The following is a 20,415-nucleotide window of genomic DNA, read 5'->3' as shown; positions in this document are numbered from 1 at the left end:
TAAAATTTAACATTTGAAAATAAGAAGTCTAACCGATCATAATCTCGATTCCGAGTTCTTTAAGATGGGAAATCAGTTGATCGAATTGGTCATTATTGGCAAATATCTTGTTCCTCCAAATTCGGGTAGCGCCAGATTTGCCTTTTTTATGGAATACAACTAGATTTCCGCCCGAACGAATGTGGTTCTTGATGTAAGCGATACTTTCTATAGGTAACAGGATTTCTTTTCCAAAGATGTTTATAACAATTTTGTTGTCTAAGATTTCCCATGTAGAAGAATCTTTGCTGAACCTAACTGCCGACCACATAATCACTGGAATACAAAACAAAAGAATAAGGATTTTATAGATTTCCTGTAATGTGGTCAGTGACAATAGATACCCAACAAAAAACAAGGACCCTAGAAGGATCCAGATAAATCGTCCACGATGTAAGGTGTTGATTTGGTATCTCATCTTGTCATTCGGTTATTATTTCACCTTGTGTATTGATAGTTACTTCCTCATTTTCTCCATTCTTCATGGCTGTAGCAAGACCATTGGTGAAATCAGAAATATACACATACTCAAATGGTAGAATTACTTCTCCATTCTTATTGATCAGCCCAAAATTCTCTCCGTCCTCCGATGCTTTAAAAATATTCTCTGAGTTGGTAGTACTTAGGAACGTATACCCTGAAATCACAAATTTATTGCTCTTGATTTCATAAGCCTTGAATTCATTCTTCTCTTCTGTAATATAATGGAAGTTATCATTGGAAACAATAATATGTTCGGTTAATGGAACAACAATATCACCCTTTTTATCAATTACTCCACTTTGGCCATTTTCTGAAATAATGCTGTAATTCCCCGTAAATGGAGTGAAATATTCATATGAGTTTTTCCAGATTGGATTCCCTTTGTTATCCATCATGCTCATTCTACCATCAAGCATATATTGATAAGCATTTAATTCAGGATCAAACCCTATATACTCAAAATTTGTTTTGCTTACATTTTTACCATTTACGTCGATCAAAGCAAATCCATCTAAATCATAAAAAGCTATTGCAATTTTGTTGTTAAAAGGAGTAATGGAACCAAAAATGGGCTCTGTAATTATTTCCCCATTCTCTTTTTTCATCCCATATTTATTGAGATCTTGGTCAAAATAGGCTAAAATACCCTCGCCCATCTCTATGTTTTCAAACATTTCAGAATAATCTGGATCTAAGCTATCAACCTCCGTATAACCATCAGGAATGTCAAAAAATGAGTTGGGAACAGTTAATTTTGAAACATTTTTAGCAATAAAAGAAACGCCAGATGTCGAGATTTCCAAAGCAGCACCTGGAACATCAATTAAGTATTGATATTCACCCCAAACGATTTGTGGGATTTTTTCTGAATACCAAACTTCAATTTTTGATGTTTCTTCAATCTCCATATCGTCAAAATCAAATTCAAAAATTGCCAATTTACATTCTTGGCCAGCAATAATTTTTGTTTCAGTTGATAGTTGGACCGGTTTTAACAATAAATTTGGTTCGCCATTGTATGCAATAGTCGAATAAGTTGAATTGCTGGTGTCAAGACGAACCAAAGTTTTCGCTTTACTATCTCTTAGTTGAATCCATACATCAAGGTAATTGGATTGAATTTTATTTTTTTCTTTCCCCACCCATGCATATAAAAGTGATTCGTTTTTAAATCCTTCCAACATAGAAATCAACAGATCTGTATTTTCATTAGTAGAATCTATATCTTGTAAATTAGATTTAAAGGAATCATCAACAAAAAGAGTATAATCAATTTTATAGACCTCTTCTTGAGCAAATAGATATTGACTGGAAATTACTAATAAAATAAGGGAAATAATCTTTTTCATCATTGGGAATTATATGGCAAAAGTCCTCTTTTTTATTGATTATACAAATTTGTTGAACTAGAATTTTATTCATTTTCTGTCATCTCTAAAAGTGTCAATATTACCATTGAAATCGTATATTTAATCTTATGTACAAGTTTTTAACCTTTCTGACTCTTAGTTTGTTGTCTTTCAGTACTTTAATAGCGCAGCAAAAACCTAATATCGTCATTATCGTTTCTGATGATCATTCCTATCAAACCATATCTGCTTATGGATCGAAAATAGCAAGCACACCCAATATTGATCGAATTGCTAAAGAAGGGATATTGTTCAATAGAGCTTATGTAAACAATTCATTGTGTGGACCAAGTCGTGCAAGTTTGTTGACTGGGAAATACAGCCATAAAAATGGCTATAAGGAAAATGAAAAATCACACTTTGACCATAGCCAAAATTCTTTCGCCAAAGAATTGAGAAAAGCAGGATACAGCACTTCTTGGATAGGCAAACAGCACCTCGGAGATACACTAGAAGGATTTGACTATTTTGATGTACTTATTAATCAGGGATCATATTTCAATCCGGAATTTAAAAACCAAAAAGGTGAATTAAGAATTGAAAAAGGATATGTGTCAGATATAATTTCTGAAAAAGCAATCAATTGGTTAAATACATTAAATAAGGATAAACCCTTCTGCTTGATTTTGGGACATAAAGCAACGCATAGAAGTTGGCACCCCGACCCACAGGATTTTGGAAAAAACGACCGTAAAAAATTCCCTTTGCCAGAAAATTTCTATGATAATTATGATAAACGGGAAGCAGCAAAAATCCAAGAAATGCAAATCAGTAAAGATCTACTACTGGATTACGATTTAAAAATATTTAAATCAGAAGAAGAAAGAGACAAAGAGCATAATTTCTATAGAATGGATATCGATGATAAACAGAAATACAGAGCGTATTATGCTAAGGTTAAAAAGGATTATGATAGCCATCAGTTTAAAAACCCTAAGGAACTGACCGAATGGAAGTACCAAAGATATATGATCGATTACCTAAATACTGCTGAGTCAATGGATCGAAATATAGGAAAGGTTCTGGATTATTTGGATGACAAAAATCTTACTGATAATACAGTCGTCATTTACATGTCTGACCAGGGTTTTTACATGGGTGAACATGGATGGTTTGACAAAAGATTTATGTATGAAGAGTCATTTAGGACCCCTATGATAATGCGATATCCTCAAAAAATTAAAAAATCAAGAGAAGTAAATGATCTGTTAATGACGGTAGATATTGCCCCCACTATGCTTGAAATGGCTGGAGTAGAAGTGCCACAAGAAATTCAGGGAGAATCGTTTAAATCAATAATTGAAGGTGATAAAGGCAAAAGGGATATTCTGTACTATCATTATTATGAAGATGGAATCCATAATGTAGCTCCTCATTTCGGAGTAAGTGACGGCAGGTATAAACTTATTCGATTCTACAATAAAATAAATGCTTGGGAACTATATGATTTATCTCGGGATCCCCGAGAAATGAAAAACTTATATAACGATCCTAAACATTCAAGGCTACAAAAACGAATGATGAAGAAATTAAAATTGGAAATCCAAAAGCAAGAGGATTCCGAAGCAATGCTTATATTTGAAGCTTCCTAAACAATATAATACATGCGAATTCTATCTATCCTATGCGTATGCATGCTCAGCTTTTGTGCATTTGCTCAAAACAAACCTAACATTGTAGTTATTATTTCTGATGACCATTCTTATCAGACAATAGGAGCCTATGGATCCAAAATAGCAAATACCCCAAATCTCGACCGAATAGCAAGTGAAGGTGCAACTTTCACTAAAGGATATGTCACTAACTCAATATGTGGACCTAGTCGAGCAAGCTTGTTAACAGGAAAGTATAGTAACAAAAATGGTTTTAAAGACAATGAAACATCCAACTTCAACCATGGTCAAAACTCTTTTGTCAAAGAATTGCATAATAATGGATATCAAACAGCTTGGATTGGTAAAATTCATCTCGGCCGTAAATTAGAAGGATTTGATTATTATAGCATACTCCCAGGTCAAGGTCATTATTTTAACCCCGACTTTATCAGTAGTAAAAATGGTGAAGAAGAAATTCAAGATCGAGAAGAAGGATATGTGGCAGATATTGTGACTGACAGAGCATTGGATTGGTTGGATACACAAGATAAAAAGGAACCATTCTGCCTAATTATTGGCCATAAAAATACACACAGAACCTGGATGCCTTCAATTGAAGACTTTGGGAAAAATGATAACAAGGAAATTCCCATCCCAGAAACATTCTATGATGACTACTCAACAAGAAAAGCTGCAGCAGTACAAGAAATGAGCATCGATAAAGATATGCAAATGGGCTATGACCTCAAAATGTTCGAAAACATTGAAAAAATGAGGGAAGATGGAAATTTTAAAAGAATGAATGACGAGCAGTTTAAAGCATATGTTGACTATTATAAACCAATCTATGAAAAACTTAAACATGATAAACTCAGCGGAAAAGAACTTGCAGAGTGGAAATATCATCGTTATATGGTCGACTATCTCAATACGGCAGAATCAATGGATAGAAATATAGGAAGGGTACTAGATTATCTGAAAGAAAATAAACTCGATGATAATACCTTAGTACTATATTTATCCGATCAAGGATTCTATATGGGTGAGCATGGCTGGTTTGATAAAAGATTTATGTACGAAGAATCTTTCCGCACACCCATGTTGATGAAGATGCCAGGATTGATAAAACCTAATACTAATATCGAAGGAATGGTATCAGTAGTCGATATAGCCCCAACATTTTTGGAACTGGCTGGAACCAAAATTCCTAAGGACATACAAGGTAAATCTTTCTTATCATTACTGAATGGAAAGAAAAAGAATATTCAAGAACAAATCTTCTATCATTATTACGAAAATGGAGAACACGCTGTATCTCCGCATTTTGGAGTAAGTGATGGACGATATAAATTAATCCGTTTTTATAAAAGAGTGGATGGTTGGGAATTATTTGATTTAAAAAGTGATCCTAAGGAACTCAAAAATATTTATGGCGATCCTAAATATAAAAAGATTCAAGATAAAATGTTGAAATTACTGAATTCTGAAATAGATAGACTCGAAGATACAGAAGCGAAACAGATTCTGGCTGGAAGATAATTGTTTTTAAAGGCCATTCACCTCACCAACCGTCATCAGCTGAGCTAGCTCAAGTCTCGTGCGTTGGCCAGGGCAATGGCCTGACTTGGGCTAATAACACAAATTCTTTACCATTCCATAGCAGAAAAATTACCTCATGCAACATCACCATCGGTGTGGTATCTTGTTAAATCCTTAATTACTTTGGTTTCTATGGGATATTCATTCTAAAAGATTTCATAACAAAAAGAGCTGTCCTAATGAAAGGACAGCTCTTCTTTTTTACTAAAATATCTTAATTGAATATCAAAGTTTTTTCCGGGTTTATCTTTCTTCCAAAACTCAACAACTCATAATGCAGATGTGGGCCTGTTGATCTTCCGGTACTACCGAGTTTGCCAATTTGTTGACCTGCCTCAACTTTTTGTCCTTTACTTACTTTTGTGCTAGAAAGGTGAGCATACCTTGTCTCCCAACCGTTCGTGTGTTCAACAATGACTACCTTGCCATATTGACCTTTATAACCTGCAAAAACCACTTTCCCAGCAGCTGTAGCCATAATTGGTTCGCCTGTTCTTCCACTAATGTCAATACCTGAATGCATTTCGATACCTCTGTTGGTGAATGGATTTCTACGATAGCCAAATCTTGAAGTAATATTACCATTGTGAGGTCTACCTAATGGAACACCCTCTAATTTCTTGTCTAATTTCTTTACCGTAGCCTCATAGTACTTAATCATTTCATTAAGATTTACCTCTTCTTCTACAGGACCACCAGCATTTTTAAGCTTCGGAGCAAACTCTTTTAATCCTCTTCTGCGCATTTTGGCATTAATTTGGTTTACTGCACTATCAATAGCATCAAAAGATTTTTGAATCTGGACGGTACTTAATTGATTGGTAGCCTCTTCAAGAGCCAAGTTTTGACGAGCTTCTTCAAGAGCCTCAATCTGTTTACTTAACTGTTTTTCATAATGATCGCTTGTCGTTTTGGTGGCAACATATACAATTGTTGCACATATCAAGCAAATAGTGAAGATTCCTCCTGCAAGGATATATTTCCAATTCTTTACTACAATAGTTGGAATCTGAATCTTCAAATTCGAATCGCCGTTTGAGTCTAGAATTTCAACGGCAGTCTTCTTTTTTGTCATATATTTTACTCTCCCACTTTATGTTAGCCGGGCGTAAAAATAGAAGATGTTAAAATAATTGCAAGAAATTTTAACATTTTATAACTTTTTTCGGTCTTCGAACCGGTAAAATTAACATCTTTGTATTATGTCGTTTTCGGAAAGAATCCTAGCCTGGTACTCTACCCATAAAAGAGCGCTGCCATGGCGGGAAACAAAGAATCCATATGTTATTTGGCTATCAGAAATTATACTGCAACAGACTCGTGTTGAACAGGGAATGCCATATTTTTTAAGATTTGTAGAGAACTATCCGAATGTAACAAAATTCGCAAACGCTGACGAAGCCGATATTTTGAGGCTATGGCAAGGATTAGGTTATTACTCCAGAGCCAGAAATATGCACAAAGCAAGCAAACAAGTCATTGATTTACATAAAGGCGTTTTTCCCGTTGATTATCATGATCTGTTAAAATTACCGGGGGTAGGCGAATATACTGCCGCAGCAATCTCCTCTTTCGCAAATAATCAACCTTATGCTGTATTAGATGGGAATGTATTTAGAGTATTGGCTAGATATTTCGGTATTCACGAACCAATCAATAGCACTGCAGGAAAGAAAATATTCGCAAATCTCGCTGCGGAAATGCTCGATTTAAATCATCCTGCGGAATACAACCAAGCCATTATGGATTTTGGATCAATGCAATGTAAACCGAAGAATCCAAACTGTGAAGAATGTATTCTTAGGTTGGATTGTGTCGCATATCAAGATAATTTGGTGGACCAATTGCCCCAAAAAATAAAAGCTAAAAAAAGCAGAGATCGGTTTTTCCATTACTTTATTATTCAAAAAGAAGATTCTGTACTGATGTCTCAAAGAACAGAAGGGGATGTATGGGCCAATCTGTTTGAATTTCCAATGATTGAAACTACTACCGACTTGAATGTAGCAGAATTGGTACAAATGAAAGAGTACCAAGAAGCTTTTGGAAATATACAGCCTATTCAGATTAAAGGACAAATAAAACATATTTTGAGCCATCAGAATATTTTTGCCAAATTTTATACCTTAAATATCGATAATATGGAATTGGGCAAAAAAAGCCATTGGAATTATTGTTTATTAGAAAATTTAGATAAATTAGCTAAACATAAACTGATTAGTTCCTTTGTGGAACATTATTTTTAGTGCTCACTAAATCCTAAATTATTGTATGTCAGGAGTAAATAAAGTTATTTTAGTAGGTCATCTTGGAAAAGATCCAGAAATCCGCTATTTAGAAGGAAATGTAAGTGTTGCTAGTTTTCCATTGGCTACATCAGAGACTTTCAACAAGGATGGTAGACGTGTAGAACAAACAGAATGGCACAATATTGTGTTGTGGCGTGGTTTGGCAGATGTCGCAGTAAAGTACCTGAGCAAAGGAAAACTTGTATATATTGAAGGCAAACTTAGGACAAGATCGTACGAAGATAAAGAAGGTGTACGACGTTATACCACAGAAATAGTAGCCGAAAGCTTCAATCTGCTGGGGCGAAGATCTGATTTTGAACCGCAAAGCCCGCAACAAACTGGCAGTACTGGAGTGCCTTCAAGTACAGAAACCAAAGAGCAAACTGTAGATTTTACTGAAAACGACGAGGACAACGACGGTCTACCTTTTTAATCTGCCTAATTAAATAACGTAGCATTTCATTTATTTTTTAAAATTGCTGTATCTTTGACACATGTTGCAAGATAAGATAACGCAGTATACGGAAGAGATTAAGGCTTTCTCGCCAAACTCAGCCCAAGATGTTGAAAATTTCAGACTCAAATTCCTTGTATCCAAAGGAATCGTAAAGGAATTGTTCGAAGAATTTAAAACGGTAACCCCTGATGAAAAAAGGGTGTTGGGAAAAGTATTGAATGAATTCAAACAGCTGGCTGAAACATCTTTTAAAGAAGCTTCAGAAAAATTTGCTGGACAGGCAGATAGTAAGTCCACAAAAAGTGAAGATGATTTAACTTTGCCAGGACAAGGATTCTCAATTGGTTCGAGACATCCTCTATCCCTAGTGAGAAAAGAAATAGTAGAAATATTTAAAAAATTAGGGTTTATCGTCGCGGAAGGTAATGAAATAGAAGATGATTGGCACAATTTCTCTGCATTGAATTTTGCACCAGAACATCCTGCAAGAGACATGCAAGATACTTTCTTCATCAAAAAACAAGATGGAAATGACGTGGTATTAAGAACGCATACATCTTCCGTGCAAGTTAGATTGATGGAAGCTGGTCAACCTCCTTTCCGTGCAATTATGCCAGGAAGAGTCTACCGGAATGAAGCAATATCTGCAAGAGCACATTGTTTCTTCCATCAAATTGAAGGACTATATATTGACGAAAATGTGTCGTTCGCTGACCTAAAGCAAACATTATATCACTTCGTGAAAGAATTGTACGGTGAAGATACTAAAGTAAGGTTCCGTCCTTCATACTTCCCGTTCACCGAACCATCCGCAGAAATGGATATATCTTGTACAATATGTAAAGGTGCAGGTTGTCAGATGTGCAAATACTCAGGATGGGTAGAAATCTTAGGTTGCGGTATGGTCGATCCTAATGTCTTGGAAAACTGTGGTATCGATAGCAAGAAATACTCTGGATATGCATTCGGAATGGGAATCGAACGTATTACAAACCTGAAATACGAAATCAGAGACCTACGCCTATTCTCAGAAAATGACGCGAGATTCTTGTCGCAATTCGAAACAGAAATTATTTAAATAACCTGTAGGTTAAAAATTCACCCAAAAACAAAACTTGTTTTTGGGTGAATAATAAATTATAAACTGAATCCCCAATTCAATCATTTAAATGGAAGATAAAGTAGTTATAGCAATAAAGAAATCTGCAAGAGATCTATTTAGAAAATATGGCTATAATAAAACTAGCGTAAATGAGCTAGCAAAAAACGCTTCCATCGCCAAAGCAACTTTTTACAAGCATTTCGCCAGTAAAGAACTTATCCTCCATGCGGTACTAATGGACTATATCCAAGATAATGTCTATGATATCTTAAACAAGAATGTCAATGAAAAGGATATGGCTTTGTTTTTGGCAAATACTATTTTGAGAGTGAGTCGGGTAACTTACACGGTGTGTAATGAATTTGTAGGCTGGGAGTTTATCCGAGAATCAGTTAACGCGCAGGAATACCTCAAATTGCTGTCCGATGACCTTGAATTCCTCCTTTTGCGTTCTTTTATGCAAAATGAAACAATCGCTAACATCATCCCTGAAGTGCGTTTGACTTTCCTAATTAAAACTAGTAAAAACATAGTTTTCTCCTTCGCATTCACAGCAGTCTCTGAAGCAGACGTCCGAAAAAACTTTATCTCGTTCCAAAAAGAAATGTTACCTTATTTGGTAGAAGCGACATTGTTATAGTAGGTAGATTTTAAATGGTTTTCAGTAGAATAATCCATCTAATATCACAAATCTCAAATCTCGTATCTCATATCTAAAATTTCCGTATTTTTGCGGGAATATGGGAAGAAGAATACCTCAGGATAAGAAGTTTATTTCAAACGTTGAAATAATTGATATTGCCGAAGAAGGCAAAGGCGTAGCTAAGCACGATAATTTGGTGCTTTTCATAGAGCGTGCCGTGCCAGGTGATATAGTGGATGTGGAGCTCCAACGCAAAAAAAAGAATTTTGCCGAAGGCAAAATTGCTGAGGTCAAAAAACCTTCAGAATACAGAATAGATCCTTTCTGTTCTCATTTCGGAGTATGTGGTGGCTGTAAATGGCAACATATGACCTATGATTCCCAGTTGAAGTTCAAAGAACAGTATGTCGGAAATGCACTTTCAAGAATTGGAAAAGTTGATGTCTCCGCTATGGAACCCATCTTAGGATCGGAACAAACAGAATATTATAGAAATAAATTAGAATATACATTTTCAAATAAACGTTGGTTGACGAGTTTGGATGAAATCGAACCAACCGACTCAATGGATGCATTGGGTTTCCATGTTCCGGGTAGGTTTGACAAAATTCTTACCGTAGACCACTGCTACTTACAACAAGACCCTTCTAATGATATTAGAAACACCGTCTTTCAGTTCGCAAAAGATAATTTTATGTCTTTTTATGACCTGAGAGAACATCAAGGTGCACTAAGAAACCTGATAATTAGAACTTCTTCAACCGGCGAGCTCATGGTCATCGTTGTTTTCGCTTACCCAGAGGAAGGACAGATTGATATGCTGATGTCCTTTATAAAGGATGAATTCCCTCAAATTACCTCCTTATTATATATAGTCAATCAGAAAAGAAACGACACTATCTTTGATCAAGATATCCATGTGTATGCTGGTCGTGATTTTATTTATGAGGAAATGGAAGGTTTGAAATTCAAGGTGGGGCCTAAATCTTTCTATCAAACAAATTCTAGACAAGCTTACGAATTATATAAAATTACTAGAGAGTTTGCAGATTTAAAAGGTGATGAATTGGTTTATGATTTATATACCGGTGCAGGTACCATTGCAAATTTTGTTGCCAGATCAGCTAAGGAAGTGGTGGGTGTAGAATATGTGCCATCAGCAATCGAAGATGCTAAGATCAATTCTGAAACTAATGGTATTCAAAACACCAAATTTTATGCTGGCGATATGAAAGATGTTTTGACTTCAGATTTCATAGCAGAACATGGCAAGCCAGATGTTGTAATAACTGACCCTCCAAGAGCGGGAATGCACCCAGATGTTGTAAACCGAATTTTGGAAATGGAAAGTGAAAAAGTAGTCTATGTAAGTTGTAATGCAGCTACTCAGGCACGTGATTTGGAGAGTCTAACAACAAAGTATGAGATAGTTCGAATAAAACCTGTCGACATGTTCCCGCATACTCAGCATGTTGAAAACGTCGTATTATTAAAATTGAAGAAATAAAATGGATTTACAAGATCTATTAAATAAAGGACCGGAAGAGGAAGGAAACCCATCCAAACCTAAGAGCCCCTTGGTTAGCTTAAAAAGCGACATGGATTTTTACAAAGAATCAATCCAAGAGGTTTCTGCAGAAATGATGGCAGAAGGATATACACTCTACCCAATATTTGTTGCACATCAATTAAAGGTTGATCTAGGTGAAATGATATTAGACAGGGACGAACTCAACACCCAATGGACTATTCAAGCAAGTTCTTTGGAAGAGTTTGTCGACCGTGGAATTATCAAAGAGGACAAAAAAGAATACTTTATCAAGAATTTCAAACCTGCAAATGACTTCATGTGCTTGTTTGTGGTGGTTCCTGAAGGAGCAAACTTTGTTTTTTATCCCTATAATTCATAGTGATTTAAAACTTTTTAACATTTGCTAGTCAAAAGTATTATTACCTTTAAAATTGGATGTATAGTAAATTAAAATATATTGCCCTACTATGTTCTTTCTTTTTCTTAGCAATAGCTGCAAATGCTCAAGAACAAGATAACATGGTCTCTGGTTTAGTACTGGAGAAGGGGACTAGCACAAGGATTAGTGATGCAAATGTTGTGAATTTGCGAACGAAACAAAACGTAAGGACAAACTCATACGGTGTATTTACCGTTGAAGTAAACGTAGGTGATACGCTCTCCATTTCAAAAGTGGGGTACGGGCCTATTAAAACAAGAATCAACACCCTCGAAGATATTTTAGTAGATATTACTGCCGGAACTCAAATCGAAACTGTAGTCGTAACGCGGAGCACAAAAGAATCCGAAATGCGCCAGATGATGGAAGATTATGGAAGTAAAGGTGTTTATAATGGTGGTCATAATAAATTCGGAACTTATATATCAAGCCCCGCAACAGCATTGTATAACCTTTTTGGTAAAGAAGCTAAGAATGCAAAAAGGTTTGAACAATATATGAATGTCGAACTCGAACAAACCAAAGTCGACCGAATATTTAATAAAACCCTTGTTTCAAGTTTAACCAAACTCCATGGAGAAGAGTTACAAGCATTTATGGACCTTTATAGACCATCTTATTCAACAGCTCAAAAATGGGGTCAATATGACGTAATGAATTATATTAATTCTTCATTTAAGACTTGGAATGCTCAGGGACGCCCAAAACCACAAAAACTACCAAAGCTAGATATTCCAGTTCAAGAAAAATAAACTATTGATTATTAAGGTTTTGTCATTTGAAATTTTGTTAAAATTGCATTTTGGCATTGGCTTTGCAAATAGGAAATCTATTAGTTCAACAATAAATTAATTAGTACAAAAGATAAATTATTTGATTATGAAAATGAATAAAAGACTAGCGGTATACGGATTGACAGTAGCTACTTCAGCTATGTTGTTTGCTAGCTGTTCAACCATTCAAAATAGTAGTAACACAACTAAAGGTGCTGTCATAGGTACAGCTTCAGGTGGTGCAATTGGTGCACTTATAGGTGGTAAAGCAGGTAACACTGCAGTAGGTGCAATCGCTGGTGCCGTAATTGGTGGTGCTGCAGGTACTTTGATCGGTAAGAAAATGGATAAACAAGCTAAAGAAATCGAAAACACTGTAGCTGGCGCCGAAGTGGAGCAAGTAGGTGAAGGTATCTTGGTGAAGTTTGATTCAGGTATCTTATTTGATTTCAATAGCACAGCATTGAAACCTTCAGCAAAAGAAAATATTGCTAAATTAGTTGAAACATTGAACAAAGAACCAAATACTGATATCTTAGTATTAGGACATACAGACAATGTAGGTACTTTACAAGCAAACCAAAAAGTTTCTGACGGCCGTGCCGCATCTGTGAAATCATTTGCAGTATCTCAAGGTCTTGCTGGTAGCCGTATCAAAACTGAAGGTAAAAACTATTCGGAGCCAATCGCATCAAATGATACTGATGCTGGTAGAGCTGAAAACCGTCGCGTAGAAATCGTAATTGTTGCTAACAAAAAAATGCAACAAGAAGCTAAACAAGAAGCTGCTCAATAAGACAATTAAAAAAAATATATATAAGGTGCTAATTCACATTAGCGCCTTTTTTTTGTTAAAATTTAAGACAACTGCTGACAAACTGTCATTTGTTTAATAGATAATTACTAACTTTGTAGTCTTTGAAATTTGACTATGTTAGAGTTAACACATACAACAAAAACACATGATGAATCTCGCCAAGGTGAGGCTTTAGATATGGTACCTACAGGACAGTCAACCGGCCGTAAACTATATATTGAAAGTTATGGCTGCCAAATGAACTTTTCTGATAGCGAAATTGTAGCCTCCATCTTGATTGAGAAAGGTTTTGAGACAACGAAGGATTATAAAGATGCTGATGTTGTATTTATAAATACGTGTTCAATCCGTGAAAATGCTGAACAACGCGTAAGAAACAGATTAAAAGAATTTGAATCTGCAAAAGCAAAAAATCCAGGAATGGTGGTAGGTGTTTTGGGATGTATGGCCGAACGACTAAAAGCTAAATTCTTGGAAGAAGAAAAATTAGTGGACGTCGTGGTGGGACCCGATGCATACCGTGATCTTCCTAATTTAATTGATAAAGTAGATGAAGGCGGAAGAGCTGTCAATGTATTGCTGTCAAGAGAAGAAACTTATGCAGATATAAGCCCTGTACGCTTAAATTCAAATGGAATTTCTGCATTTATTTCTATCATGAGAGGATGTGACAATATGTGTTCATTCTGTGTGGTGCCATTTACCCGAGGAAGAGAAAGAAGCAGAGATGCTGAGTCAATCGTGAAAGAAGCGCAGGACCTTTTCAATGCAGGATATAAAGAAGTTACTCTGCTAGGACAAAATGTTGACTCCTATAAATATACTCCAACCGTAAAAGAAGGAGAAGAAACAAAACCTACCATTAATTTTGCACAATTGCTAGAGCTAGTGGCTCAAGTAAGCCCAGAATTAAGAATTAGATTCTCTACATCACACCCTAAAGATATTACTGATGAGGTATTGCATACAATGGCTCGTTATGAAAATATCTGTAAATATATCCACCTTCCTGTTCAGTCCGGTAACTCTAGAGTATTAGACTTGATGAATAGAACCTATGACAGAGAATGGTATATGGAAAGGGTAGATGCCATCAGACGTATTATCCCTGAATGTGGAATTTCAACAGATGTAATTACAGGATTCTGTACTGAAACTGAAGATGAACATCAAGAAACATTGTCTATGATGGACTATGTCAAATATGATTTTGCTTATATGTTTGCGTATTCTGAACGTCCAGGCACTTTGGCAGCAAAACGTTATGAAGATGATATTCCTGAAGAAGTCAAAAAACGTAGGTTAACGGAAGTAGTCGATAAACAGCGAGAACATAGCCTATATAGGATCGAAAAATTTGTAGGAAAAGTTCATAAAGTGCTGATTGAAGGTACTTCTAAAAGATCAGACAAAGATTTCTGTGGACGTAATGACCAAAATACAATGGTCGTATTTCCAGTAGATCAAAGATACAAGGTTGGAGATTATGTAAATGTACTTGGCGAAACCTGTACATCAGCTACCTTAATAGGTAGAATTGTTGATTAACACTAATCTAAACACTAAATATTAAGAATGGATCATCAAGATATTAAGAGCAGGTTTGGGATAATTGGAAACTCTCCATTGCTCAACCGGGCTATCGATATTGCACGTCAGGTAGCACCAACCGATATATCGGTTTTGATTCAAGGTGAGAGTGGATCAGGTAAAGAAGTTTTTTCACATATTATCCATCAATTGAGTGGTCGTAAACATGGACCTTTTATCGCTGTAAACTGTGGCGCAATCCCAGAAGGAACAATCGACTCAGAATTATTCGGACACGAAAAAGGTTCTTTTACCGGAGCACATGAAGCCAGAAAAGGATATTTCGAAGTGGTCGATGGCGGTACAATCTTCCTGGATGAAGTGGGTGAACTGCCATTAGGTACTCAAGCAAGATTGTTGAGGGTATTGGAATCAGGCGAATATATCCGCGTTGGTTCATCTAAAGTCCAAAAAACAAATGTTAGAGTGGTAGCTGCAACAAATGTCGATGTATATGAAGCAGTAAAGAAAGGTAAATTCCGTGAAGATCTTTATTATAGATTGAATACCGTACCATTGCGAATTCCATCACTCAGAGAAAGAAAAGAAGATATTGTACTATTGTTCAGAAAATTCGTAGTTGACTTTTCCGACAAATATCGTTCCCCAGGAATTCAATTGACTGAAGACGCGCAAGAATTATTGAAAAATTACTCTTGGCCAGGAAATGTCAGACAATTGAAAAATATTGCGGAACAGATTGCCGTTCTTGAAAAAGAAAGATTGGTAAATGCACACATCCTTAGCCATTACTTGCCGGTTGAAAATCAAAGTACATTGCCAATGGCTTTAAAAGATCAGTCTAAAGAGAATATCTCGGAACGCGATCTTTTATATAAAGTGCTTTTTGACATGAAAAAGGATATGGTTGATTTAAAAAAATTAGTCGTAGAATTAATGCAGAAAGGTTTCAATCAAGGAACAATGGACCAAAATTCTCCGTATATTAATCAATTATATCAAGAAATAAGGCCTACTTCACCATCATTAGCGGCTGAGGATTACGGATTGAATCCAAATCCAACAATTACGATCCATAACCCTAATCAGGCTAATGGAAATAATAATGATTATTTGTATGATACCCAAGATGTAGAAGAGGTTGAAGAATCATTATCTTTACTTGACAAGGAGTCTGACCTGATCAAGAAAGCCCTGAAAAAGCATAAAGGAAAACGGAAAGCAGCGGCTCAGGAACTAGGAATATCAGAACGAACTCTTTATAGAAAGATTAAAGATTTGAATTTAGATTAATATGTCCAAATTAATGAAAACTGGCAATCTGATAAAATTGATGATCATTGCCATGGTTATACTTACTGTTCAGGGTTGTGGCGTGAAATATAGTCTAAGCGGCGGAACTATTCCTGAGAACATGAAAACATACTCAGTTGAGATCTTTGAGAATATTTCTCCTTTCGTGTCTCCTACATTGAGCCAAACATTTACTGAAGGCCTGAAAGAACGAATCCGTACACAATCTAGGCTCAGCCAGATCAATCAAGACGGAGATGCCATGTTTTCAGGCGTTATTACAAATTATGCCATCACTCCAGCAGCAGTAGAAGCTGGAACCGATATGGCAGCATTAAATCGATTGTCAATCACAGTAAAAGTGAAGTATGTCAATAGAAAAGATGAAACAGGGGAAAGTGATTTTGAAGAAAACTTTACTCAGTTCAAAGAATTCCGTGGTGAAATCAGTTCCCAAGAAAATCAATTGAATACGGAAATCGTGAAAATGCTGACTGAGGATGTGTTTAACCGTGCATTTAATAACTGGTAAAATTAGAGCCTTTGAATAATATGGATCAAGTAAATGTATTTAGAAAAGCACTCGAGAACCCAATGGAAGTAAATGTTGCTGAATTTGAGCAACTTCTTTCAAAATACCCCTATTCTCAGCCTATTATTTATGCATTTGAACGCAAGAAATTTCTGGAAGGACATCCTGTAGATAAACAAAAGACTCTTATTTATTCAAATAACCCTTTTTGGCTAAGAGATTATCTCCAAAAACCCGTAGAAGAAATTCCTGAATTGGAAGTGGATTCAGACGATTACATAGCTTACGAAGATGTTGAAGAAGAAAAGGTAGTAGCTGATGAAACCGAAGTAGAAACCGAAGATTTAGAAAATGATAACCCTGAGCTGCTAGAAACTTTCGTAGAAGAGGATAAGCCACTCGGTAATATCGAGGATATTCCAGAAGAAAAAGATCAGCAGAACATCTTGGAAACAGAGCCTGTTTTTGACATCCCATCTGGTTACAATATTGAAAAAGAGTTCGCAGATGATGATGAAGATGTTGAAGAAGATGAAGACTTTGAAATTGAACATGAAAATCAAATAGATATCAATACCCCCGCAGTTCAAGAAAATCAAAGAACGGCAGAAGAAGACATCAGTTTATATAATGATGAGTTGATGCCTTATAGTTTCAGATGGTGGTTATATAAAACTAGATTAGAACATGCTGATACATATCAGCCGTTTTCTTCTCCTGTTCTTCCTAAACAACATAAAGGTCAATTTGACCCTAAGAAATTAGATGATGCAATTTTAGATCAGCAGATTCGAGAGAATATCTTTCACCTGCAGAATCCAGAGGATAAACTCAGCGATCAGCATAAAAAAGAAACGGTTGAATTTAAATCTACAGAACGCGTAGACGAGGTCATTGAAAAGTTTATACGTGAAGAACCACAAATACAACCTCCAAAAGCTGAATCGATAAATACAGAAAATAAAGCTAGAAGTAGCTCTGAAGATCAATTGCAAGTCGTAACAGAAACTTTGGCAAATATCTATGAGTCACAGGGCATGTATGAAAAAGCAATCTCGGTTTTTAGAAAATTAATTTCAGATAATCCAGAAAAAAAATCGTACTTTGCGACCCGAATTAAAGAGATTGAACAAAAGTTATAATTGAAATATAAAAATGGACATTTTATTTATTATCCTAATTATCCTAGCTAGTTTATTATTAGCATTTTTCGTATTGATTCAAAATCCTAAAGGAGGAGGTCTTTCTTCAGGCTTTTCAGGAGGTGCTAATTTAATTGGGGTACAACGTACAGGTGATATTTTGGAAAAAGGAACTTGGATTTTCGCAATCGCATTAATGGTTTTCTGTATTGCAATCAACATCATTGGTCCATCATCATCGAACAGAGGTGGCCTAGGTGATCAAATTGAAACCCCAGTGACGGCTCCAAACTTGAACCTTAATCCTACTGCAACCCCAGCAACTGGTAACCCTGCAGCTACTCAAACACCGGCAACACAAATTCCTGCCGCAACTGACACAACTAAATAAGTAGTCTAAGACTTTAAAAGATATAACCCCTCCTAGCAATAGGTGGGGTTTTTTGTTAAATGCATCACTGGAATGCCATCATGACATTAAGATGATGGATTGTTGACATGAAAAATGACAGTTAGTGCAAAAATGGCAAAATATTTTGCTTAATTTCAATTGGCATAGTTAGTGATGCTTTTGAGTTACGATAATCGAAAAAAACAAATTGATATACAATTATGGCATTAAGTATTAAACCTATCGGAGACAGAGTAGTTGTAGAACCTGCTCCAGCAGAAGAAAAAACAGCATCAGGAATCTATATCCCTGACACAGCGAAAGAAAAACCTTCCCAAGGAATTATTGTGGCTGTAGGTTCTGGAAAACCCGAAGAACCATTGACTGTAAAAGTTGGTGATAAAATAATTTACGGTAAATATTCAGGCACTGAACTTTCTTATGAAGGAAAAGAGTATTTAATTATGCGTGAGGCTGATATTTACGCAGTTTTATAAATTAATCTAAACTTTATTATTTTTTAATATGACCATTAAAGGCAAAAAGCTTTAATAAGGGTCTGATATTCAAATTTTAAACAATGGCAAAACAAGTAAAATATAATGTTGAGGCGCGTGACGCCCTTAAAAAAGGTGTTGACACTCTTGCGAATGCTGTAAAAGTTACTTTAGGACCTAAAGGACGTAATGTAATTATCGAGAAAAAATTTGGCTCCCCTGCAATTACTAAAGATGGTGTTTCGGTTGCTAAAGAAATCGAACTGAAAGATGCTTTGGAAAATATGGGGGCTCAAATGGTTAAAGAAGTTGCTTCTAAAACAGCAGATCAAGCTGGTGACGGGACAACAACTGCCACAGTATTGGCACAAGCAATCGTAGCGCCAGGTATCAAATCTGTTGCAGCTGGTGCGAACCCAATGGATTTGAAACGCGGTATTGACAAAGCCGTAGCCGCGGTAGTGGAAAACTTGAGATCCCAATCCCAAGTAGTAGGTGCAGATAACAATAAGATCAAACAGGTTGCTTCAATCTCTGCTAATAATGACGAGGTAATCGGTTCATTGATCGCTGAAGCTATGGAAAAGGTAGGCAACGACGGTGTAATAACCGTAGAAGAAGCTAAAGGCACTGAGACAGAAGTCAAAACTGTGGAAGGTATGCAATTCGATCGGGGCTATTTATCTCCATATTTCGTAACCAATTCAGATAAAATGGAAGCGGATTTAGAAAATCCTTACATTTTAATATATGACAAGAAAATCAGCAACATGAAAGAATTGCTGCCTATCTTGGAAAAACAAGTGCAAACTGGAAAACCTCTATTGATCATTGCTGAAGACCTTGATGGTGAAGCATTAGCTACATTAGTAGTTAACAAAATACGTGGTTCTCTGAAAGTGGCTGCTGTAAAAGCTCCAGGATTCGGTGACCGTCGTAAAGCAATGTTGGAAGATATCGCAATCTTAACAGGTGGAACTGTAATCTCCGAAGAAAGGGGTTTCAAACTTGAAAATGCAGAATTAGATTATTTAGGCCAAGCTGAGAAGGTAGTAGTTGACAAAGACAATACTACAATTATCAACGGTGCTGGTAACGTTGAAGATATCAAAGCCCGTGTTGCTCAAATTCGTTCCCAAATCGAAACAACAACTTCTGATTACGACCGCGAAAAATTACAAGAGCGTTTAGCAAAATTATCAGGTGGTGTTGCTGTACTTTACGTAGGTGCTGCTTCTGAAGTTGAAATGAAAGAGAAAAAAGACCGTGTTGATGATGCTCTTCATGCTACTCGCGCTGCGGTAGAAGAAGGAATCGTTGCTGGTGGTGGTGTTGCTTTCATTCGCTCTGTAGAGGCTTTAGTTAACCTTAAAGGTGAAAACGAAGATGAACAAATCGGTATCGATATCATCAAACGTGCTATCGAAGAACCATTGCGCCAAATCTGTGATAACGCAGGTATCGAAGGTGCAGTGATCGTTCAAAAAGTGAAAGAAGGAACTGCAGACTATGGTTACAATGCTCGTACTGACAAGTTTGAAAACTTGATCGCAGCAGGTGTTATCGACCCAACTAAGGTTTCACGTGTAGCATTGGAAAATGCCGCTTCAGTAGCTTCAATGTTGTTGACTACAGAATGTGTCCTTGCTGACGAACCAGAAGAAAATCAAGTAGGTGCTGGTGGCCCTCCAATGGGTGGCGGCATGGGCGGAATGATGTAATATCACCCCCCCACAGATATATAAAAGAGCTATCCTTTAGGATAGCTCTTTTTTTATTATCAACATGATACCAAACCCCGCTAGGGGTTTTCTCGCCGTGGCAGGTGTCC

20 protein-coding genes are annotated in these 20,415 nt (G+C 36.3%); 17 read left to right on the top strand and 3 right to left on the bottom strand.

Annotation, left to right across the window (positions count from 1 at the left end; translation table 11 throughout):
- Positions 1-28: 28 nt before the first annotated feature.
- Entirely contained in the window at positions 29-457 is a 429-nt protein-coding gene (locus CRT24_RS08045) for a hypothetical protein (protein WP_144034535.1), read from the bottom strand.
- 4 nt (positions 458-461) lie between these two features.
- The gene (locus CRT24_RS08040) at positions 462-1,874 is read right to left on the bottom strand and encodes a WG repeat-containing protein (RefSeq protein WP_099370725.1); all 1,413 of its coding nucleotides are present in this window, start codon (positions 1,872-1,874) and stop codon (positions 462-464) included.
- A 125-nt stretch (positions 1,875-1,999) separates the two neighbouring features.
- Between CRT24_RS08040 and CRT24_RS08035 the strand changes: the two genes are divergently transcribed.
- Positions 2,000-3,523: a sulfatase gene (locus CRT24_RS08035; protein ID WP_099370724.1), complete on the top strand. Its 1,524-nt coding sequence runs from the start codon at positions 2,000-2,002 to the stop codon at positions 3,521-3,523.
- A 12-nt stretch (positions 3,524-3,535) separates the two neighbouring features.
- Complete coding sequence (locus CRT24_RS08030; protein WP_099370723.1) at positions 3,536-5,065, top strand: sulfatase; 1,530 nt, start codon at positions 3,536-3,538, stop codon at positions 5,063-5,065.
- A gap of 274 nt (positions 5,066-5,339) precedes the next feature.
- Here CRT24_RS08030 and CRT24_RS08025 read toward each other — a convergent pair whose 3' ends face one another.
- Entirely contained in the window at positions 5,340-6,200 is an 861-nt protein-coding gene (locus CRT24_RS08025) for a M23 family metallopeptidase (RefSeq protein ID WP_099370722.1), read from the bottom strand.
- A 127-nt stretch (positions 6,201-6,327) separates the two neighbouring features.
- Between CRT24_RS08025 and mutY the strand changes: the two genes are divergently transcribed.
- The 15 genes from mutY (at position 6,328) to groL (ending at position 20,305) form a co-directional block, all read left to right on the top strand.
- Entirely contained in the window at positions 6,328-7,371 is a 1,044-nt protein-coding gene (gene mutY, locus CRT24_RS08020; protein ID WP_099370721.1) for an A/G-specific adenine glycosylase, read from the top strand.
- A 25-nt stretch (positions 7,372-7,396) separates the two neighbouring features.
- Positions 7,397-7,849, top strand: a complete 453-nt coding sequence (locus tag CRT24_RS08015) for a single-stranded DNA-binding protein (protein WP_099370720.1) — start codon at positions 7,397-7,399, stop codon at positions 7,847-7,849.
- A gap of 61 nt (positions 7,850-7,910) precedes the next feature.
- Positions 7,911-8,951 carry a phenylalanine--tRNA ligase subunit alpha gene (pheS, locus tag CRT24_RS08010; RefSeq protein WP_099370719.1) on the top strand — a complete coding sequence of 347 codons (1,041 nt, stop codon included), beginning with the start codon at positions 7,911-7,913 and terminating at the stop codon, positions 8,949-8,951.
- A gap of 91 nt (positions 8,952-9,042) precedes the next feature.
- Positions 9,043-9,615: a TetR/AcrR family transcriptional regulator gene (locus CRT24_RS08005; RefSeq protein WP_099370718.1), complete on the top strand. Its 573-nt coding sequence runs from the start codon at positions 9,043-9,045 to the stop codon at positions 9,613-9,615.
- Positions 9,616-9,715: 100 nt separating this feature from the next.
- Entirely contained in the window at positions 9,716-11,125 is a 1,410-nt protein-coding gene (rlmD, locus tag CRT24_RS08000) for a 23S rRNA (uracil(1939)-C(5))-methyltransferase RlmD (RefSeq protein ID WP_099370717.1), read from the top strand.
- A 1-nt stretch (position 11,126) separates the two neighbouring features.
- The gene (locus CRT24_RS07995; protein ID WP_099370716.1) at positions 11,127-11,528 is read left to right on the top strand and encodes a hypothetical protein; all 402 of its coding nucleotides are present in this window, start codon (positions 11,127-11,129) and stop codon (positions 11,526-11,528) included.
- Positions 11,529-11,584: 56 nt separating this feature from the next.
- Positions 11,585-12,340 (top strand): hypothetical protein, encoded by a 756-nt coding sequence (locus tag CRT24_RS07990; protein ID WP_099370715.1) that lies wholly within the window; start codon positions 11,585-11,587, stop codon positions 12,338-12,340.
- Positions 12,341-12,467: 127 nt separating this feature from the next.
- A complete protein-coding gene (locus CRT24_RS07985; RefSeq protein ID WP_373604701.1) occupies positions 12,468-13,157 on the top strand; it encodes an OmpA family protein in 690 nt (229 codons plus the stop codon).
- Between the two features lie 135 nt (positions 13,158-13,292).
- Positions 13,293-14,726 (top strand): tRNA (N6-isopentenyl adenosine(37)-C2)-methylthiotransferase MiaB, encoded by a 1,434-nt coding sequence (miaB, locus tag CRT24_RS07980; protein ID WP_099370713.1) that lies wholly within the window; start codon positions 13,293-13,295, stop codon positions 14,724-14,726.
- A gap of 27 nt (positions 14,727-14,753) precedes the next feature.
- On the top strand, positions 14,754-16,022 hold the full coding sequence (locus CRT24_RS07975; protein WP_099370712.1) for a sigma 54-interacting transcriptional regulator: 1,269 nt from the start codon (positions 14,754-14,756) through the stop codon (positions 16,020-16,022).
- A 1-nt stretch (position 16,023) separates the two neighbouring features.
- A complete protein-coding gene (locus tag CRT24_RS07970; RefSeq protein WP_099370711.1) occupies positions 16,024-16,554 on the top strand; it encodes an LptE family protein in 531 nt (176 codons plus the stop codon).
- A gap of 20 nt (positions 16,555-16,574) precedes the next feature.
- The gene (locus tag CRT24_RS07965) at positions 16,575-17,696 is read left to right on the top strand and encodes a tetratricopeptide repeat protein (protein ID WP_099370710.1); all 1,122 of its coding nucleotides are present in this window, start codon (positions 16,575-16,577) and stop codon (positions 17,694-17,696) included.
- Positions 17,697-17,709: 13 nt separating this feature from the next.
- Positions 17,710-18,087 carry a preprotein translocase subunit SecG gene (secG, locus tag CRT24_RS07960; protein ID WP_099370709.1) on the top strand — a complete coding sequence of 126 codons (378 nt, stop codon included), beginning with the start codon at positions 17,710-17,712 and terminating at the stop codon, positions 18,085-18,087.
- Positions 18,088-18,308: 221 nt separating this feature from the next.
- Positions 18,309-18,584: a co-chaperone GroES gene (groES, locus tag CRT24_RS07955; RefSeq protein WP_099370708.1), complete on the top strand. Its 276-nt coding sequence runs from the start codon at positions 18,309-18,311 to the stop codon at positions 18,582-18,584.
- A gap of 83 nt (positions 18,585-18,667) precedes the next feature.
- The gene (gene groL, locus CRT24_RS07950) at positions 18,668-20,305 is read left to right on the top strand and encodes a chaperonin GroEL (RefSeq protein WP_099370707.1); all 1,638 of its coding nucleotides are present in this window, start codon (positions 18,668-18,670) and stop codon (positions 20,303-20,305) included.
- Positions 20,306-20,415 lie beyond the last annotated feature (110 nt).

The sequence above is a fragment of the Sphingobacterium sp. 1.A.5 genome (genome assembly GCF_002734235.1).
Taxonomy (GTDB): Bacteria; Bacteroidota; Bacteroidia; order Sphingobacteriales; family Sphingobacteriaceae; genus Sphingobacterium; species Sphingobacterium daejeonense.
The sequence above is the reverse complement of the archived record's forward strand: the minus strand, read 5'-3'. Positions and strand labels throughout refer to the sequence as shown.

What these genes read in the sequence shown, in the direction of transcription:
- CRT24_RS08045 (WP_144034535.1), bottom strand. Translation starts at nt 457, where the DNA reads ATGAGATACCAAATCAACACCTTACATCGTGGACGATTTATCTGGATC.
- CRT24_RS08040 (WP_099370725.1), bottom strand. Translation starts at nt 1,874, where the DNA reads ATGATGAAAAAGATTATTTCCCTTATTTTATTAGTAATTTCCAGTCAA.
- CRT24_RS08035 (WP_099370724.1), top strand. Translation starts at nt 2,000, where the DNA reads ATGTACAAGTTTTTAACCTTTCTGACTCTTAGTTTGTTGTCTTTCAGT.
- CRT24_RS08030 (WP_099370723.1), top strand. Translation starts at nt 3,536, where the DNA reads ATGCGAATTCTATCTATCCTATGCGTATGCATGCTCAGCTTTTGTGCA.
- CRT24_RS08025 (WP_099370722.1), bottom strand. Translation starts at nt 6,200, where the DNA reads ATGACAAAAAAGAAGACTGCCGTTGAAATTCTAGACTCAAACGGCGAT.
- mutY (WP_099370721.1), top strand. Translation starts at nt 6,328, where the DNA reads ATGTCGTTTTCGGAAAGAATCCTAGCCTGGTACTCTACCCATAAAAGA.
- CRT24_RS08015 (WP_099370720.1), top strand. Translation starts at nt 7,397, where the DNA reads ATGTCAGGAGTAAATAAAGTTATTTTAGTAGGTCATCTTGGAAAAGAT.
- pheS (WP_099370719.1), top strand. Translation starts at nt 7,911, where the DNA reads ATGTTGCAAGATAAGATAACGCAGTATACGGAAGAGATTAAGGCTTTC.
- CRT24_RS08005 (WP_099370718.1), top strand. Translation starts at nt 9,043, where the DNA reads ATGGAAGATAAAGTAGTTATAGCAATAAAGAAATCTGCAAGAGATCTA.
- rlmD (WP_099370717.1), top strand. Translation starts at nt 9,716, where the DNA reads ATGGGAAGAAGAATACCTCAGGATAAGAAGTTTATTTCAAACGTTGAA.
- CRT24_RS07995 (WP_099370716.1), top strand. Translation starts at nt 11,127, where the DNA reads ATGGATTTACAAGATCTATTAAATAAAGGACCGGAAGAGGAAGGAAAC.
- CRT24_RS07990 (WP_099370715.1), top strand. Translation starts at nt 11,585, where the DNA reads ATGTATAGTAAATTAAAATATATTGCCCTACTATGTTCTTTCTTTTTC.
- CRT24_RS07985 (WP_373604701.1), top strand. Translation starts at nt 12,468, where the DNA reads ATGAAAATGAATAAAAGACTAGCGGTATACGGATTGACAGTAGCTACT.
- miaB (WP_099370713.1), top strand. Translation starts at nt 13,293, where the DNA reads ATGTTAGAGTTAACACATACAACAAAAACACATGATGAATCTCGCCAA.
- CRT24_RS07975 (WP_099370712.1), top strand. Translation starts at nt 14,754, where the DNA reads ATGGATCATCAAGATATTAAGAGCAGGTTTGGGATAATTGGAAACTCT.
- CRT24_RS07970 (WP_099370711.1), top strand. Translation starts at nt 16,024, where the DNA reads ATGTCCAAATTAATGAAAACTGGCAATCTGATAAAATTGATGATCATT.
- CRT24_RS07965 (WP_099370710.1), top strand. Translation starts at nt 16,575, where the DNA reads ATGGATCAAGTAAATGTATTTAGAAAAGCACTCGAGAACCCAATGGAA.
- secG (WP_099370709.1), top strand. Translation starts at nt 17,710, where the DNA reads ATGGACATTTTATTTATTATCCTAATTATCCTAGCTAGTTTATTATTA.
- groES (WP_099370708.1), top strand. Translation starts at nt 18,309, where the DNA reads ATGGCATTAAGTATTAAACCTATCGGAGACAGAGTAGTTGTAGAACCT.
- groL (WP_099370707.1), top strand. Translation starts at nt 18,668, where the DNA reads ATGGCAAAACAAGTAAAATATAATGTTGAGGCGCGTGACGCCCTTAAA.